The 15,786-nt window shown below is 65.5% G+C and carries 9 protein-coding genes; 8 read left to right on the top strand and 1 reads right to left on the bottom strand.

Annotated features, from left to right (window positions below; genetic code table 11):
* Positions 1-18: 18 nt before the first annotated feature.
* A complete protein-coding gene (locus CSC74_RS02255; RefSeq protein ID WP_162312788.1) occupies positions 19-1,380 on the bottom strand; it encodes a GH1 family beta-glucosidase in 1,362 nt (453 codons plus the stop codon).
* Between the two features lie 212 nt (positions 1,381-1,592).
* Between CSC74_RS02255 and CSC74_RS02260 the strand changes: the two genes are divergently transcribed.
* The 8 genes from CSC74_RS02260 (at position 1,593) to gyrA (ending at position 15,720) form a co-directional block, all read left to right on the top strand.
* Positions 1,593-2,675, top strand: coding sequence for an ABC transporter ATP-binding protein (locus CSC74_RS02260; RefSeq protein WP_162312789.1), 1,083 nt, complete (start codon positions 1,593-1,595; stop codon positions 2,673-2,675).
* Positions 2,676-3,023: 348 nt separating this feature from the next.
* Positions 3,024-6,527, top strand: coding sequence for a chromosome segregation protein SMC (smc, locus tag CSC74_RS02265; RefSeq protein WP_162312790.1), 3,504 nt, complete (start codon positions 3,024-3,026; stop codon positions 6,525-6,527).
* 92 nt (positions 6,528-6,619) lie between these two features.
* The gene (gene zipA, locus CSC74_RS02270) at positions 6,620-7,345 is read left to right on the top strand and encodes a cell division protein ZipA (protein ID WP_162312791.1); all 726 of its coding nucleotides are present in this window, start codon (positions 6,620-6,622) and stop codon (positions 7,343-7,345) included.
* A 161-nt stretch (positions 7,346-7,506) separates the two neighbouring features.
* Positions 7,507-9,846, top strand: a complete 2,340-nt coding sequence (ligA, locus tag CSC74_RS02275; RefSeq protein WP_162312792.1) for an NAD-dependent DNA ligase LigA — start codon at positions 7,507-7,509, stop codon at positions 9,844-9,846.
* 109 nt (positions 9,847-9,955) lie between these two features.
* Positions 9,956-10,906, top strand: coding sequence for an EF-P lysine aminoacylase EpmA (gene epmA / locus CSC74_RS02280; RefSeq protein WP_211369535.1), 951 nt, complete (start codon positions 9,956-9,958; stop codon positions 10,904-10,906).
* A gap of 173 nt (positions 10,907-11,079) precedes the next feature.
* The gene (locus CSC74_RS02285; protein WP_162312794.1) at positions 11,080-11,700 is read left to right on the top strand and encodes a DUF3011 domain-containing protein; all 621 of its coding nucleotides are present in this window, start codon (positions 11,080-11,082) and stop codon (positions 11,698-11,700) included.
* 91 nt (positions 11,701-11,791) lie between these two features.
* Positions 11,792-12,847: an S-methyl-5-thioribose-1-phosphate isomerase gene (mtnA, locus tag CSC74_RS02290; protein ID WP_162312795.1), complete on the top strand. Its 1,056-nt coding sequence runs from the start codon at positions 11,792-11,794 to the stop codon at positions 12,845-12,847.
* 281 nt (positions 12,848-13,128) lie between these two features.
* The gene (gyrA, locus tag CSC74_RS02295) at positions 13,129-15,720 is read left to right on the top strand and encodes a DNA gyrase subunit A (protein WP_162312796.1); all 2,592 of its coding nucleotides are present in this window, start codon (positions 13,129-13,131) and stop codon (positions 15,718-15,720) included.
* Positions 15,721-15,786 lie beyond the last annotated feature (66 nt).

A 15,786-nucleotide genomic window follows, 5' to 3' on the forward strand; every position in this document is an offset into this window, starting at 1 on the left:
TATTCCGCGGCATCCGGCTCAATCGTCCTCGTTGGTCAGCGCTGTGCCGTGACTGGCGACAACCTTCGCATAGTAACGTGCGCTGTCCTTCGGTGTGCGGGTCTGGGTTTCGAAGTCCACATGGACGATACCGAACCGTTTGGAGTAGCCCAGCGACCACTCCAGGTTGTCCAGCAGCGACCAGACGAAGTAACCGCCGATGTCGCATCCGGCTTCGATGGCGGCATGCACCGCGCGCAGATGCTGGCGCAGGTAGCTGAGCCGCAACGGGTCGCGCACGCGTCCACGCTCGGCCTTGGGCGGATCGAAGAAGGCCGCGCCGTTCTCGGTGATGAAGACTTTCGGATTTCCGTAGCGTTCCTTGACCCATACCAGAGTATCGGTCAGCCCTTGCGGGAAAACCTCCCAGCCGGTTTCCGTATACGTATGCTGTTTCTGCCGGACCGGTGCGACCTTCAGCGGCCAGTTCGATTCCTCGTGCCTGGACACGTTGCGGGTGTAGTAGTTGACGCCGATGAAATCCAGCGGCTGCCTGATCAGGTCCATGTCCTCCTGCGACCACTCCGGCCAGGCTTCGCCGAAGATCTCGCGCAGTTCTTCCGGATAGGTACCGAAGAACGCCGGGTCCAGGTACTGGCGATTCATGTAGGCCTCGGCGCGTCGGGTCGCGGCGAGGTCTTCGGGACTGTCGCTGGCCGGGTACTTCGGCTCGATGTTCACCACCAGGCCGATCTCGTGCTTGCCGGCCTCGCGGTACGCCTTCACCGCGGCGCCATGCGCGCGCATCAGGTTGTGCGAGGCGATGGGCGCTTCGAAACGGTTGCGGTGGCCCGGCGCCAGCGCGCCATGCAGGTAGCCGCCATCGGTGACCACCCACGGCTCGTTGAGCGTGGCCCAGCGCTTGATGCGGCCGTCTAAGCGTTCGAACATCACCCGTCCGTAATCGGCGAACCAGTCGGCGATGTCGCGGTTCAACCAGCCGCCCTGGTCGTCGAGCGCGGCGGGCAGGTCCCAGTGGAACAGGGTGGCGACCGGCTCGATGCCGTTTTCCAGCAGGGTGTCGACCAGCCGCTCGTAGAAGTCCAGGCCTTTCTGGTTCACCCGGCCCTTGCCTTCGGGCAGCACGCGGCTCCAGGAAATACTGAAACGGTAGGCCTGCATCCCCAGTTCTTTCATGATCGCGATGTCTTCGCGCCAGCGGTTGTAGTGGTCGCAGGCCACGTCGCCGGTGTCGTCGTTGAGCATCCGGCCCGGGGTGTGGGCGAAGCGTTGCCAGATGCTGGGACCAGCACCGTCGGCGAGTGGGGAACCTTCGATCTGGTAGGCGGCGGTGGCGCTGCCCCAGACGAAGCCTTCCGGGAACTGGTAAATATTCGACATGGCCCCTCCGGCGGTGTCGTGGATCATGCTTGGGTGATGTTGGCTATGGGGTTGCGTTGTGAAAACGGTTACATGGCAGAATAACATGGAGAGGGCAATGAAGAACGAGGAGTGAGAGGTGAGGGGTGAGAGGCGACTGCGCTCCCCGGCTATCACTCACTCCTCACTCCTCGTTCCTCGCGCGCAAATCCACCACCAACTCCGGGAGCCCCATGGCCAGCGTCCAGCTCGACCGCGTACGCAAGGTTTACGACAACGGCCAGGTGGCCGTGCACGGGGCCAGTTTCGAGGTCGCCGACGGCGAGCTGATGGTCCTGGTGGGGCCCTCGGGCTGCGGCAAGTCCACCCTGTTGCGGATGATCGCCGGGCTGGAGGACATTTCCGCCGGCACGCTTTCCATCGGCGGCCGCGTGGTCAACGATGTGGCGCCGAAGGACCGCGACATCGCCATGGTCTTCCAGAGCTACGCGCTGTACCCGCACATGACCGTGGCCGAAAACCTGGCCTTCGGCCTGAAACTGCGCAAGCACGACAAGGCGACCATCGAAAAGCGGGTCAACGCGGCGGCCGAAACCCTGGGCCTGAGTCCGATGATGGACAAGCTCCCCGGCCAGATGTCCGGCGGCCAGCGCCAGCGCGTGGCCCTGGGCCGGGCGCTGGTGCGCGAGCCATCGGTGTTCCTGCTCGACGAGCCGCTTTCGAACCTGGACGCGAAGCTGCGTCATTCGGTGCGCACCGAGATCGCGCGCCTGCACCGGCAACTCGGCACGACCATGGTCTATGTCACCCACGACCAGGTCGAGGCCATGACCCTGGGCCAGCGCATCGTGGTGCTGAAGGATGGCGAGATCCAGCAGATCGATACGCCGATGGCCTTGTACGAACGCCCGGCCAACCTGTTCGTAGCCGGTTTCCTCGGCAGTCCGGCGATGAACGTGCTGCAAGGACGCCTGGTGCAGGCGGACGGGCTGGCGCTGGAATTGGCTGAAGGACTGCGGGTGCCAGTGGGCGCTGCGCGCATCGATCCGGCCTGGCTGGACAGGGATATCAGCGTCGGGATCCGCCCGGAGAACCTGCAGCCGGGTGCTGCCGGGCCGGGAGCTTTCGAGGCGGTGGTCGAGGTGGTCGAACCCGTTGGCAACGAGGTGTTCCTCAATCTGCGTTACGGGGCGCAACCATTGGTAGCGCGGGTCGCACCCTCGGCGATGCCGGTGATCGGCGATCGGCTGGCATTGACCGTAGCCAGCGATCGGCTGCATTTCTTCGATCCGGAGAGCGGGAGGCGGTTGGAGTAGCGGCGTCCAGGCTCTCCCTTCGTGGGAGAGGTCGACGCGCTTGCGCGTCGGGAGAGGGGCAGGCGGAGCGATATCAGTTGCACATTGCCTTCCCGTTCCGCGTTCATGACGGTTGTTGGCCGACGCCAAGATCAAAAGCCGAACCCTCTCCCGGCCTGCGGCCACCCTCTCCCGTAAAGGGAGAGGGAAGGGCCTCCACCGGTCAGTTATACTCGCCCGTGAAACCGCTGCTTATGTCGCGGCACTGCCATTCAATTCAATGACTTGGCGGAACTTCTTAATACAAATCCATAATTCAAGCGCGGCGTCGCGGACACTGATCCAGACGCTGCCGGAAACCACTGCCGCATGCGCCTTTCCACCATCAAGCTGTCCGGTTTCAAATCTTTCGTCGATCCGACCACCCTGCACCTGCCGACCAACATGACCGGCGTGGTCGGGCCCAACGGCTGCGGCAAATCCAACATCATCGACGCGGTGCGCTGGGTGATGGGCGAAAGTTCGGCCAGCCGCCTGCGCGGCGACTCGCTGACCGACGTGATCTTCTCCGGTTCGGCCGCGCGCAAGCCGGTGTCGCAGGCCACGGTCGAGCTGATCTTCGACAACAGCGACCACACCATCGCCGGCGAGTTCGCCGCGTTCAACGAGATCTCGGTCAAGCGCCTGGTCAGCCGCGACGGCACCAGCAACTACTACCTCAACGGCACCAAGTGCCGCCGCCGCGACATCACCGACCTGTTCCTCGGCACCGGTCTGGGCCCGCGCAGCTACTCGATCATCGAGCAGGGCATGATCAGCCAGATCATCGAGGCGCGGCCCGAGGACCTGCGCATCTACCTGGAGGAAGCCGCCGGCATCTCCAAGTACAAGGAGCGGCGCAAGGAAACCGAAACCCGCATCCGCCACACCCGCGAGAACCTCGACCGCCTGGGCGACCTGCGCGAGGAAATCGGCAAGCAGCTCGAACACCTCAAGCGCCAGGCCCGCCAGGCCGAGCAGTACCAGGCGCTGCAGGAAGAGCGCAAGGTCAAGGACGCCGAATGGAAGGCGCTGGAATACCGCGGCCTGGACGGCCAGTTGCAGAAGCTGCGCGAAGGCCTGTCGCAGGAAGAAACCAAACTGCAGCAACTGATCGCCGAGCAGCGCGAAGCCGAACGCCAGCTCGAAACCGGTCGCGCCGGCCGCGAATCGGCCAGCGATGCCTTGAACAAGGCCCAGGGCGAGGTCTACCAGGTCGGCAGCGCGCTGGCCCGCATCGAGCAGCAGATCCAGCACCAACGCGAACTCGCCGAACGCCTGCACAAGGCGCGCGAGGAAGCCGCCAATGCGCTGGCCGAACTCGGCCAGCACATCAGCGGCGATGAAACCCGGCTGGGCGTGCTGCGCGAATCGGTCGCCGAGGCCGAGCCGCAGCTGGCGCAGTTGCAGGAAGACGACCAGTACAAGCAGCAGGCCCTGCGCGACGCGGAAACGAAACTGTCCGACTGGCAGCAGCGCTGGGAAGGACACAGCCGCGAGTCCGCCGAAGCCGCGCGCGCCGGCGAAGTGGAGCGCACCCGCGTCGATTACCTGGACAAGCAGTCGCTGGAAGCCGATCGCCGCCGCGAAGTCCTGACCAGCGAACGCAGTGGCCTGGACCTGGACGCGCTGGCGCTGGTGTTCGAGCAGGCGCAGCAGCAGCACGAAACCCAGAAAGCTTCGCTGGATGGCCTGAACACCGATCTGGAAACCCGCAAGCAAGCGGTCGGCGCGCTGCAGGAGCAGCAGCGCGGCGCGCAGTCGGAGCTGGCCGAGGTCCGCAAGAACACCCAGGCCGCCCGTGGCCGCCTGTCCTCGCTGGAAACCCTGCAGCATGCCGCGCTGGGCCAGGAGCAGGGCGCGGCGGTGGCGTGGCTGAAATCGCGCGGCCTGGATTCGGCCGCACGCGTCGGCGAAAAACTCACGGTCGAACCGGGCTGGGAAAATGCGGTCGAAGGCGCGCTGGGCCAGTTGATCGAGGGCGTGCTGGTCGATGCGCCGGAAGCGCTGGTCGGCGCGCTCGCCGAGCTCGGCGAAGGCCGGATCGCGCTGGTTTCGTCCGATGACGATGGTTCTTCCTTCGCCTCCACTTCGCTCGCCGCCAAGGTGCAGGGTCCGCTGGCGATCCGTCGCCTGCTCGCGCGCCTGCATGTCGCCGAGGATTTGACCGAAGCCCGTCGCCTGTTGCCGCAACTGGGCGACGGCGATTCGATCATCACCCGCAGCGGCGAACGCATGGGCGCCGGCTGGATCCGGGTGCTGCGTTCCGGCGCGGCCAAGCAGGGCGCCTTGCTGCGCGAGCGCGAGATCCAGTCGCTGCGCGTGGAGATCGAAGCGCTGCAGAAGCGCGAAGCCGAACTCGACCAGTTGCTTACCAGCTTCCGCGACCAGTTGCTTGCCGCCGAACAGCACCGCGAGGACGCGCAGCGCGCGCTGTACATCGCCCATCGCGGCGTTTCCGAACTCGCCGGCCAGTTGCAGAGCCAGCAAGGCAAGGTGGAATCGGCGCGCAACCGCATCGACCGCATCGATGGCGAGCTGCTGCAACTGCACGAGGTCCTGGACAACAGCCGCGAGCAGGCGCGCGAGGCGCGTTCGAAGCTGGAAGACGCGATCACCCGCATGGCCGAACTGGAAACCGCGCGCCAGTCGTTGGAATCCGAGCGCCGCCAGCTGGCCGAGGCCCGCGACGCATCGCGCGATGCCGCACGCGGTTCGCGCGATGCCGCGCATGCGCTCGCGCTGACCCTGGAATCGCAGCGTGCGCAGATCGTTTCGCTGAGCACGGCGCTGGAACGCATGGGCACCCAGCGCGGGCAACTGGATTCGCGCCTCGGCGACCTCGCCTCGCAGCTCAGCGCGGGCGATTCGCCGGTCGAATCGCTGGAGAACGAACGCCAGGCTGCGCTGGAACAGCGCGTGCTGGCCGACCGCGCGCTGGGCGAGGCGAGGGCGGCACTGGAAGGCATCGACAACGACCTGCGCAACTTCGAGCAGGTGCGCCACCAGCGCGACGAGCAGTCGTTGACCCAGCGCGAAGTGATTTCCCAGCGCAAGCTCGACCAGCAGGCGTTGAGCCTGAAGGCCGACCAGCTTTCATCCGCCGTGGTCAATGCGGGTTTCGTGCTGGAAGACGTCATCAACAGCCTGCCCGAAGTCGCCGCAGTGGCCGACTGGGAGCAGGCCGTCAATGCCATCGATGGCAAGATGCGCCGGCTGGAACCGGTGAACCTGGCCGCGATCCAGGAGTTCGGCGAGGCCTCGCAGCGCGGCGAGTACCTGGAGGCGCAGAACGCCGACCTGACCTCCGCGCTGGAGACCCTGGAAGAAGCGATCCGCAAGATCGACCGCGAGACCCGCGGCCGTTTCAAGGACACCTTCGACCGGGTCAATTCCGGCGTGCAGGAGCTGTATCCGCGCCTGTTCGGCGGCGGCCATGCCTACCTGGAGCTGACCGGCGAAGACCTGCTGGACACCGGCGTGGCGATCATGGCCCGTCCACCGGGCAAGCGCGTGTCCAACATCTCGCTGCTCTCGGGCGGCGAGAAGGCGATGACCGCGGTGGCGCTGGTGTTCGCCATCTTCCAGCTCAATCCCGCGCCGTTCTGCCTGCTGGACGAGGTGGACGCGCCGCTGGACGAGGCCAACGTCGGCCGCTTCACCGCCATGGTCAAGGAGATGAGCGAGAAGGTGCAGTTCCTGTTCGTCAGCCACAACAAGTCGACCATGGAAGCCGCACACCAGCTCAGTGGCGTTACCATGCGCGAACCGGGCGTCAGCCGACTCGTGTCGGTGGACCTGGAAGAAGCGGCACGGCTGGCAGGAGCGGCTTGAGTTTTCGCGGTACGACCCTTGGCATGACCCTGGCCAGCATGACCTGGACCAACATGATCCCCTCAGCGACCCCCACGCGGAGAAACAGATAAATGTCCGACATGGCCATGCTTCGAATCGGCATCCTCGTCGCCGGCGTCCTCCTGATCGCCGCGATCGTCTTCTTCGGTCGTCCGCGTAAATCCTCGCAGGGCAAGCGCATCGAACCCGCCGAGCGCGACGGCGCGCGGGTCGAGCCCAGCCTTGCCGGCGATCTGGCGGCGGATGGCTCCGGCATCGACTACAGCGGCGATGAAGTCTCCCAGCCCGAACTTGGCCTGCCCGGCGCCGGCCTGGATTCGGACCTGGGCAAACGCCCCAACCAGGACTTCGACAAGATCGTCTCGCTTTACGTCGCCGCACGCGCCGGCCACACCCTGCGTGGCGAGGACATCGTGGTCGCAGCGGAGAAGACCGGCCTGACCTTCGGCCACATGAACGTGTTCCACCGCCTGGTCGAGAACCACCCCGAGCGCGGCCCGATCTTCAGCATGGCCAACATCCTGCAGCCGGGCAGTTTCGACATGGCCAACATCCGCGAACTGGAAACCCCGGCGATCGCCTTCTTCCTGACCCTGCCGGCGCCGATCACCGCGTTGGAGGCCTGGGAAAAGCTGCTGCCCAACGTACAGCGCATGGCCGAGCTGCTGGACGGCGTGCCGCTGGACGACAGTCGCAACGCCCTCGGCCGCCAGCGGATCATGCATATCCGCGAAGAGCTCCGCGCTTACGATCGCCAGCATGAAGCGCCGCCGCTGACCAAGACGCCGCGGTGGTGATGGGCGTTTCCTTCTCCCGCCGGGAGAAGGTGGCGCGCAGCGACGGATGAGGGCGGGAGGCATCGGCTCACGGAAGCTCTGCTACAACCTGCGTGCTCGTTCCCTCATCCGCCCTTCGGGCACCTTCTCCCGGGGGGAGAAGGGAACTGCAGAATACTTTGATGACCAGTCCCGCCGCCCGCGCCACCAAGCTCCGCCAGCAACTCGAAGACGCCAGCTACCGTTACCACGTCCTCGACGAGCCGAATATTCCGGATGCGGAATACGACCGCCTGCTGCGCGAGCTGGACGAACTGGAAGCGGCGCATCCGGAACTGCTGACGCCCGATTCGCCGACCCAGCGTGTCGGCAGCGCGCCGTCCTCGAAATTCGCCGAAGTCCGCCACGCCATCCCCATGTTGTCGCTGGGCAATGCCTTCAGCGAGAGCGAGGTGCGCGATTTCGTGCGCCGCATCGAGGAGAAGCTGGAGCGGCCGGTACTGAAGTTCTCCGCCGAACCCAAGCTGGACGGCCTGGCCATCAGTCTGCGCTACGAGGACGGGAAGTTCGTGCAGGGCGCGACCCGTGGCGATGGCGCCAGCGGCGAGGACGTCACTGCCAACCTGCGCACGGTCAAGGCCATTCCCCTGCATCTGCGCGGCAAGGACTGGCCTCAGGTGCTGGAAGTGCGCGGCGAGGTGTACATGCCGCGCGCCGCATTCGAGAAATACAACGAACAGGCCCGCCTGCACGGCGGCAAGGTGCTGGCCAATCCGCGCAACGGCGCGGCCGGTTCCCTGCGTCAGCTCGATCCGCGCATCACCGCGCAACGGCCGCTGGCGTTCTTCGCCTATGGTATCGGCCTGGTGGAAGGTGGCGAACTGCCGGATACGCATTCGGCGACGTTGCGGGCTTTGCGCGAGTGGGGATTCCCGGTCAGCGCGGAAAGCGATGTCGTGGAAGGCGCGCAGGGCCTGCTTGGATATTACGAACGTATCGGAGGCAAGCGCGATGCGTTGCCTTTCGACATCGACGGCGTGGTCTACAAGCTCGACGACAACGCGGGCCAGCGCGAGATGGGCTTCGTTTCGCGCGCGCCGCGCTGGGCGATCGCGCACAAGTTCCCGGCCCAGGAGCAATCGACCACGGTCGAGGCCATCGAGATCCAGATCGGACGCACCGGCGCGGCGACCCCGGTCGCGCGCCTGAAGCCGGTGCAGGTGGCCGGCGTGGTCGTCACCAACGCCACCTTGCACAACGCCGACCAGATCGCGCGCCTCGACGTACGCGTGGGCGACACGGTAATCGTACGCCGTGCCGGCGACGTGATCCCTGAGGTGGTCAGCGTGATGCTGGAGCAGCGTCCGGCCCATGCGGTGCCCTGGTCAATGCCGGCGGTTTGCCCGATCTGCGGTTCGGAAATCGTGCGCGAGGAAGGAGAAGCGGCTTGGCGCTGTTCGGGCGAGTTGAGTTGCCCGGCGCAGCGCAAGGAAGCCATCCGTCATTTCGCCTCGCGCCGGGCGATGGATATCGAAGGCCTGGGCGACCGGTTCATCGAAGACCTGTCCGACATGGGCTACCTGGCATCAGTGGCTGATCTGTACAAACTGACGCTCGAAGACCTGCTGGAAATGAAGCGGCGCGTCGACGAACGCGATGGCACCACTCCGGAAACGGTGAAAGCCGGCAAGGTCGCCAGCAAGTGGGCCGAGAATCTTGTCGAAGCCATCGATCGCAGCCGCGCCACCACCCTGGAACGTTTCCTGTTCGCCCTGGGCATCCAGCACGTCGGCGAAAGCACGGCCAAGGCGCTGGCCGCGTGGTTCGGCGATCTGGAATTGATCCGCCATCTGCCGTGGCCGTTGTTCAAGCATGTGCCGGATGTCGGCGGCGAGGTCGCGCGTTCCATCGGCCATTTCCTCGACCAGCCCGGCAACCAGCAGGTGATCGACGACCTGCTGGCACGCGGGGTGAGGGTGGCGGACACGCACGCGCCAACCGCGAAATTACGCGAAGGCCTGAATCTTTCGACCCTGCTGGTAGACCTGGAAATTCCGAAAGTCACCCGCATCCGTGCCGATCAGCTCGGCAATGCGTTCGTCAATGCGGAGATGCTTGTGGATGCGCCTGTGCATCAGTTCGTCAGTGCCGGTTTGCCCTCGGAATCGGCCAACAGTCTGGCCGCGTGGCTGGAAGTCCCGGAGCACACGAGTCTCTTGCTGAAGGGCGCCGCCGCGATCCACCGGTTGCTTGCGGCCGTTCCGGAAACCGAAGAAGCCGTCGCCGGCCCGCTCGACGGCAAGACCGTGGTGCTTACCGGCGGACTGGCGTCGATGAGCCGCGACGAGGCGGGCGCGAAACTCGAGGCGCTGGGCGCGAAGATCGCGGGCAGCGTGTCGAAAAAGACCAGCCTGGTGGTGGCGGGCGAGGCGGCGGGTTCCAAGCTGGCCAAGGCCGAGGAACTGGGCATCGAGGTATGGGACGAAGCGCAATTGCTGGCTTTCCTGGACAAGCACGCATGAGCGTATCCCTACCTCCGGAACGTAGGAGCGACGTAAGTCGCGAATGGACTTCGCATGTAGTACCCATTCGCGACTTGCGTCGCTCCTACAATCATCGGCGGCTGTAGCCATGCGCATGGAAGCCCTGCGCCTGCGCGCCGCGGTCAACGCGCTGTTCCGCCTGTATTTCGCCGAGCGCGATGTGCTGGAAGTGGAAACCCCGATCCTGTCCGAAGCCGGCAACACCGAGCCGAACATCGAGAGTTTCACCACCACCTTCACCGGCCACAGCGATGCCGGGTCGCGGACGCGCTGGATGCGGACTTCGCCGGAATTCCCGCTCAAGCGCCTGCTCGCCGCCGGCGTGGGCGATTGCTACGAACTCGGCCGCGTGTTCCGCAACGGCGAGGCCGGGGGGCGCCACAATCCCGAATTCACCTTGCTGGAGTGGTATCGGGTGGGCTGGGACCACCTGCAGCTGATCGATGAAACCGTGGCTCTGGTGCAACGCGCACTGGGCCTGATCCGCCGCGAAGCCGAGGTGCTCTCCTGCACCTATCGCGAACTGTTCCTGGAAGGCCTGGGAATCGATCCTTTCGTCGCCACGGAAGCCGAATTGCGCGCACCGCTTTCCGACCATGCCATCGATGGCGCTGGCCTGACCCGGGACGACTGGCTGGACCTGCTCATCACCCATCGCCTGCAGCCCGCGTTCCCGGCCGACCGCATTACCGTGGTCCGCGACTGGCCGGCCAGCCAATGCGCGCTGGCCAGGATCCGCCCCGGGAATCCGCCCCTGGCCGAGCGTTTCGAGCTGTACCTGGGCCACCATGAGCTGGCCAACGGCTACCACGAGCTCACCGATGCGGTTGAACAGCGCAAGCGTTTCGAACGCGACCTGCGATTGCGCGAATCCAGGGTCGCCTCGTTGCCTTCCCTCGACGAGCGATTGCTGGGAGCCCTGGCGCAGGGAATGCCGGCCTGTGCGGGCGTCGCGCTGGGCGTGGACCGCTTGCTCATGGCGATGATGGGCAGCGAGCGCATCGCCGATGTGCTGGCCTACGAATTCAGGGAAGCCTGAACCGCAGCGCTTCCGTGTCCCTTACCCATCCTTTAACGGCGATAGTGTGATCCTGCCGTCGGAAGCAAGGGGGTGGCATGAAGATTGTTCTCAAAGGATTCGCTGCATCGCTGCTCATGGCTTGTTCGGCCAGTGCGCTTGGCGAGCCCCCGGCTGCCGGAGCAGGGAAGGGAATGCGTTTCCGCTGCGAGACCGACAGTAGCCAGCAGCGCTACTGCAAAGTGGATACCAGCGACGGGATCACCCTGGTCAAGCAGCTTTCCAGAATCCCGTGCATGCAGGGACGCAATTGGGATTACGACCGTCACGGCGTCTGGGTTTCGCATCGTTGCGGAGGCGAATTCGTGACCGGCAAGCGGATCGAGCAATCGCCAAGGCAGGGCCCGCTGGTGCGATGCGAATCGCAGGCCAACCGGATCGAGCGCTGCGCGGCGGACACGCGCAACGGCGTGCAACTGGTGCGGCAGCTATCCGCATCGGACTGCGTCGAAAACCTGGACTGGGGCCATGACGATAAAGGCATCTGGGTAGCCCGCGGCTGTCGCGCGGAATTCAGGACAGGAGGGGACGAGGCCGTGTCCGGGCAGACGGGTGCGGAGAACGCAGGGATCACGAAGATTTCCTGCGAATCCAGCGACAGGCAGCGGCAGCGATGCGATATCGCGGTGAAGACAGGCGTGGACCTGTTCCGCCAGATATCGAAGACGCGCTGCATACGGGACCGGAACTGGGGCTGGGATGCCGGCGGCATCTGGGTGGACCACGGCTGCCGCGCCGAATTCAGCGTGCGGTAGCGGTAGGAGCGCCCCTTGGGCGCGATGCCTTTCTTCCAGGAAAACCAAAAGCATCGCGGGCAAGGCCCGCTCCTACGGGTAGACTTCGGGTATGGACAACAAGATCGACTACGCCCGTTACGACCGCATCCGCCCGATCCTGTGGACCGGCGAAACCCTGGATCTGCTCGACCAGCGCAAGCTGCCGTTCGAGGTCGAGCATCTCAGTTCCCGGACCAGCGACGAAGTCGCCGCGGCGATCCATTCCTTGGCGGTGCGCGGCGCCCCGGCCATCGGCATCGCCGCTGCCTGGGGCGTGGTGCTGGCAGCGCGCGCGATCGAAGCGGCCGAGGGTGCCGAAGCTGCGTTGAAACTGGAACCGGCCTTGCAGCGTCTCAACGCCGCGCGACCTACCGCGGTGAACCTGGCCTGGGCGCTGGCGCGCATGCGCCGCGTGCTGAAACCTGCCGGTGCCGATTGGCGGCAAGTGCTGGAACGCGAAGCGCAGGCCATCGCCGAGGAAGACCTGGCCGCCAACCGGCACATGGGCGAACTCGGCGCCGCCTTGATCGAGCCGGGCAGCGGCGTGCTGACCCACTGCAACACCGGTTCGCTGGCGACCGCCGGCTTCGGCACCGCGTTGGGCGTGATCCGCGCCGGCGTGGCCCAGGGGCGCATCGCGCGCGTATTCGCCGACGAAACCCGGCCCTGGCAGCAGGGCGCGCGCCTGACCGTGTGGGAACTGCAGCAGGACGGCATCGATGCGACCCTGATCGCCGATTCCGCCGCTGCGCACCTGATGAAGACCGGTGCGGTGCAATGGGTGGTGGTCGGCGCCGACCGCATCTGCGCCAACGGCGACACCGCCAACAAGATCGGCACCTACCAGCTGGCCATCGCCGCCCGCCACCATGGGGTGAAATTCATGGTGGTGGCGCCTTCCTCGACCGTGGACATGGAGACGGCCAGCGGCGACCTGATCGAGATCGAGGAGCGCGATCCGGGCGAAATGCTCGGCATCGGCGGGGTACGCATCGTGGCCGAGGGGATCCATGCGTGGAATCCGGTATTCGACGTGACACCGGGCGGACTGATCGATGCGATCGTCACCGAAAAGGGCGCGATCGAATGCCCCACGACGGCGTCCATGCGGGCCGCATTCGGCTGACCACACCCTTGTAGATCCGAGCTTGCTCGGATGCTCCTTGCGCCGGATCAAAAGCATCCGAGCAAGCTCGGATCCACAAAGCCAAAGCATCCGGGCAAGCCCGGGCCCGCAAGGCAAAAAATGGCCGCCAAGTGCTTGATTTCGGAAGGCTTCGGGGTGTCCTTCCGGGGCCTGTTCGTGGTATCATTCCGAGGTTGAAAATCCCACCGATTTCCGGCCCGCCGAACCCGCTTCGGCAGCACGGTTTTTGGCCGAAGAAATAACCAGACAACGGAACCCGAATGGCAGAACTCGCCAAGGAAATCATCCCGGTCAACCTCGAAGACGAGATGCGCCGCAGCTACCTGGATTACGCCATGAGCGTGATCGTGGGGCGCGCGCTTCCCGATGTCCGCGATGGCCTGAAACCCGTGCATCGCCGCGTCCTGTTCGCGATGAACGAACTCGGCGCGCACAGCAACAAGGCCCACTTCAAGTCGGCCCGTATCGTCGGCGACGTGATCGGTAAATACCATCCGCACGGCGACCAGTCGGTGTACGACACCCTGGTGCGCATGGCCCAGCCGTTCTCGCTGCGCTACCTGCTGGTGGACGGACAGGGCAACTTCGGTTCGGTCGATGGCGACTCCGCCGCGGCCATGCGTTACACCGAGGCGCGCATGGCGCGCCTGACCGACCAGCTGATGGCGGACATCGACAAGGAAACCGTCGACTTCCAGCTCAACTACGACGAGAAGGAATACGAACCGACGGTCATGCCGACCCGGTTCCCGAACCTGCTGGTGAACGGTTCCGCCGGCATCGCCGTCGGCATGGCGACCAACATCCCGCCGCACAACCTGACCGAAGTCATCGACGGCCTGATCGCGCTGATCAACGATCCCGAGATCGACGTCGACGGCCTGATGCAGTACATCCCGGGACCTGATTTCCCCACCGCCGGCATCATCAACGGCACCAGCGGCATCGTCGCCGGTTATCGCACCGGCCGTGGACGGGTGCGCATGCGCGCCAAGGCCGATATCGAGGTCAACGACGACAACGGCCGCGAATCGATCATCGTCACCGAGATCCCGTACCAGGTGAACAAGGCCCGGTTGATCGAGAAGATCGCCGAGCTGGTCAAGGAAAAGAAGCTGGAAGGCATCAGCGAGCTGCGCGACGAATCCGACAAGGACGGCATGCGCATCTACATCGAGGTCAAGCGCGGCGACTCCGCCGACGTGGTGCTGAACAACCTGTACCAGCAGACCCAGATGGAATCGGTGTTCGGCATCAACATGGTGGCGCTGGTCGATGGCCGCCCGCAGACGCTGAACCTGAAGCAGATGCTGGAGGCCTTCGTCCGCCATCGCCGCGAAGTGGTCACCCGCCGCACCATCTTCGAACTGCGCAAGGCCCGCAACCGCGCCCACATCCTCGAAGGCCTGACCGTAGCGCTGGCCAACATCGACGAGATGATCGAGCTGATCAAGACCTCGGCCAACCCGCAGGAAGCGCGCGAGCGCATGCTGGCCAAGACCTGGGAACCCGGCCTGGTCGGCGCGCTGCTGGCCGCCACCGGCGCCGACACTTCGCGTCCGGAAGACCTGCCAGCGGGCGTCGGCTTCCTGGACGGCCGCTATCAGCTGACCGAAGTCCAGGCGACCCAGATCCTGGAGATGCGCCTGCATCGCCTGACCGGCCTGGAACAGGAAAAGCTGACCGAGGAATACAAGGAGCTGCTGGAAACCATCGCCGGTCTGATCCGCATCCTGGAAAATCCGGATGTATTGCTGGAAGTGATCCGCACCGAACTGCTGAACATCAAGGAAGAGTTCGGAGACGCGCGCCGCAGCGAAATCCGCCACAGCGAGGAAGACCTCGACATCCTCGACCTGATCGCCCCCGAGGACGTGGTGGTCACCCTGTCGCACGCCGGTTACGCCAAGCGCCAGCCGGCCAGCGACTATCGCGCGCAGCGTCGTGGCGGCCGCGGCCGCAGTGCGGCGGCGACCAAGGAAGAGGATTTCATCGACCAGCTGTGGCTGGTCAACACCCATGACACCTTGCTGACCTTCACCAGCAGCGGACGCGTGTTCTGGCTGTCGGTGTACCAGTTGCCCGAAGCCGGTTCCAACGCGCGCGGGCGACCGATCATCAACTGGATCCCGCTGGAAGCCGGCGAGCGGGTGCAGGCGGTGCTGCCGGTGCGCGAATACGACGAAGGCCACTTCGTCCTGTTCGCCACCCAGGACGGCACGGTCAAGAAGACCCCGCTGACCGAGTTCGCCTACCGCCTGGCGCGCGGCAAGATCGCGATCAACCTGGACGAAGGCGACGCGCTGGTCGGCGTGGCCCTGACCGACGGCGAACGCGACGTGATGTTGTTCGCCTCCAACGGCAAGGCGGTGCGTTTCGCCGAGAAGGAAGTGCGCAGCACCGGCCGCAACACCACCGGCGTACGCGGCATCCGCCTGGCCAAGGGCGAGAACGTGCGCAGCCTGATCGTGGTCGAGGGCGATGGCGATATCCTCACCGCCAGCGAACGCGGCTATGGCAAGCGCACTCCGGTCGAGGATTATCCGCGCAAGGGCCGCGGCACCCAGGGCGTGATCGCCTTGCAGACCACGGCCCGCAACGGCCAGCTGGTCGGTGCGGTGCAGTTGTCGGAGCAGCATGAAGTGCTGCTGATTTCCGACGGCGGCACCCTGGTGCGCACCCGCGCCTCGGAAATCTCCCAGGTCGGCCGCAACACCCAGGGCGTGACCCTGATCAAGCTGGCCAAGGACGAAACCCTGCAGGCGGTGGAGCGTCTGGATGCTTCGCTGGACGACGACGAAGAGGCCGCGATCGAGTCCGCGGATGCGCCGGAGTTGCAGCCCGATGCCTGAAACCCGCTTCGCGGAAATGCGGAGCGGGTGACCCCGAAGCCCGATCATTTGCGTTCTATACTGCCG

It is taken from the genome of Pseudoxanthomonas yeongjuensis, assembly GCF_010093345.1.
GTDB lineage: Bacteria > Pseudomonadota > Gammaproteobacteria > Xanthomonadales > Xanthomonadaceae > Pseudoxanthomonas_A > Pseudoxanthomonas_A yeongjuensis.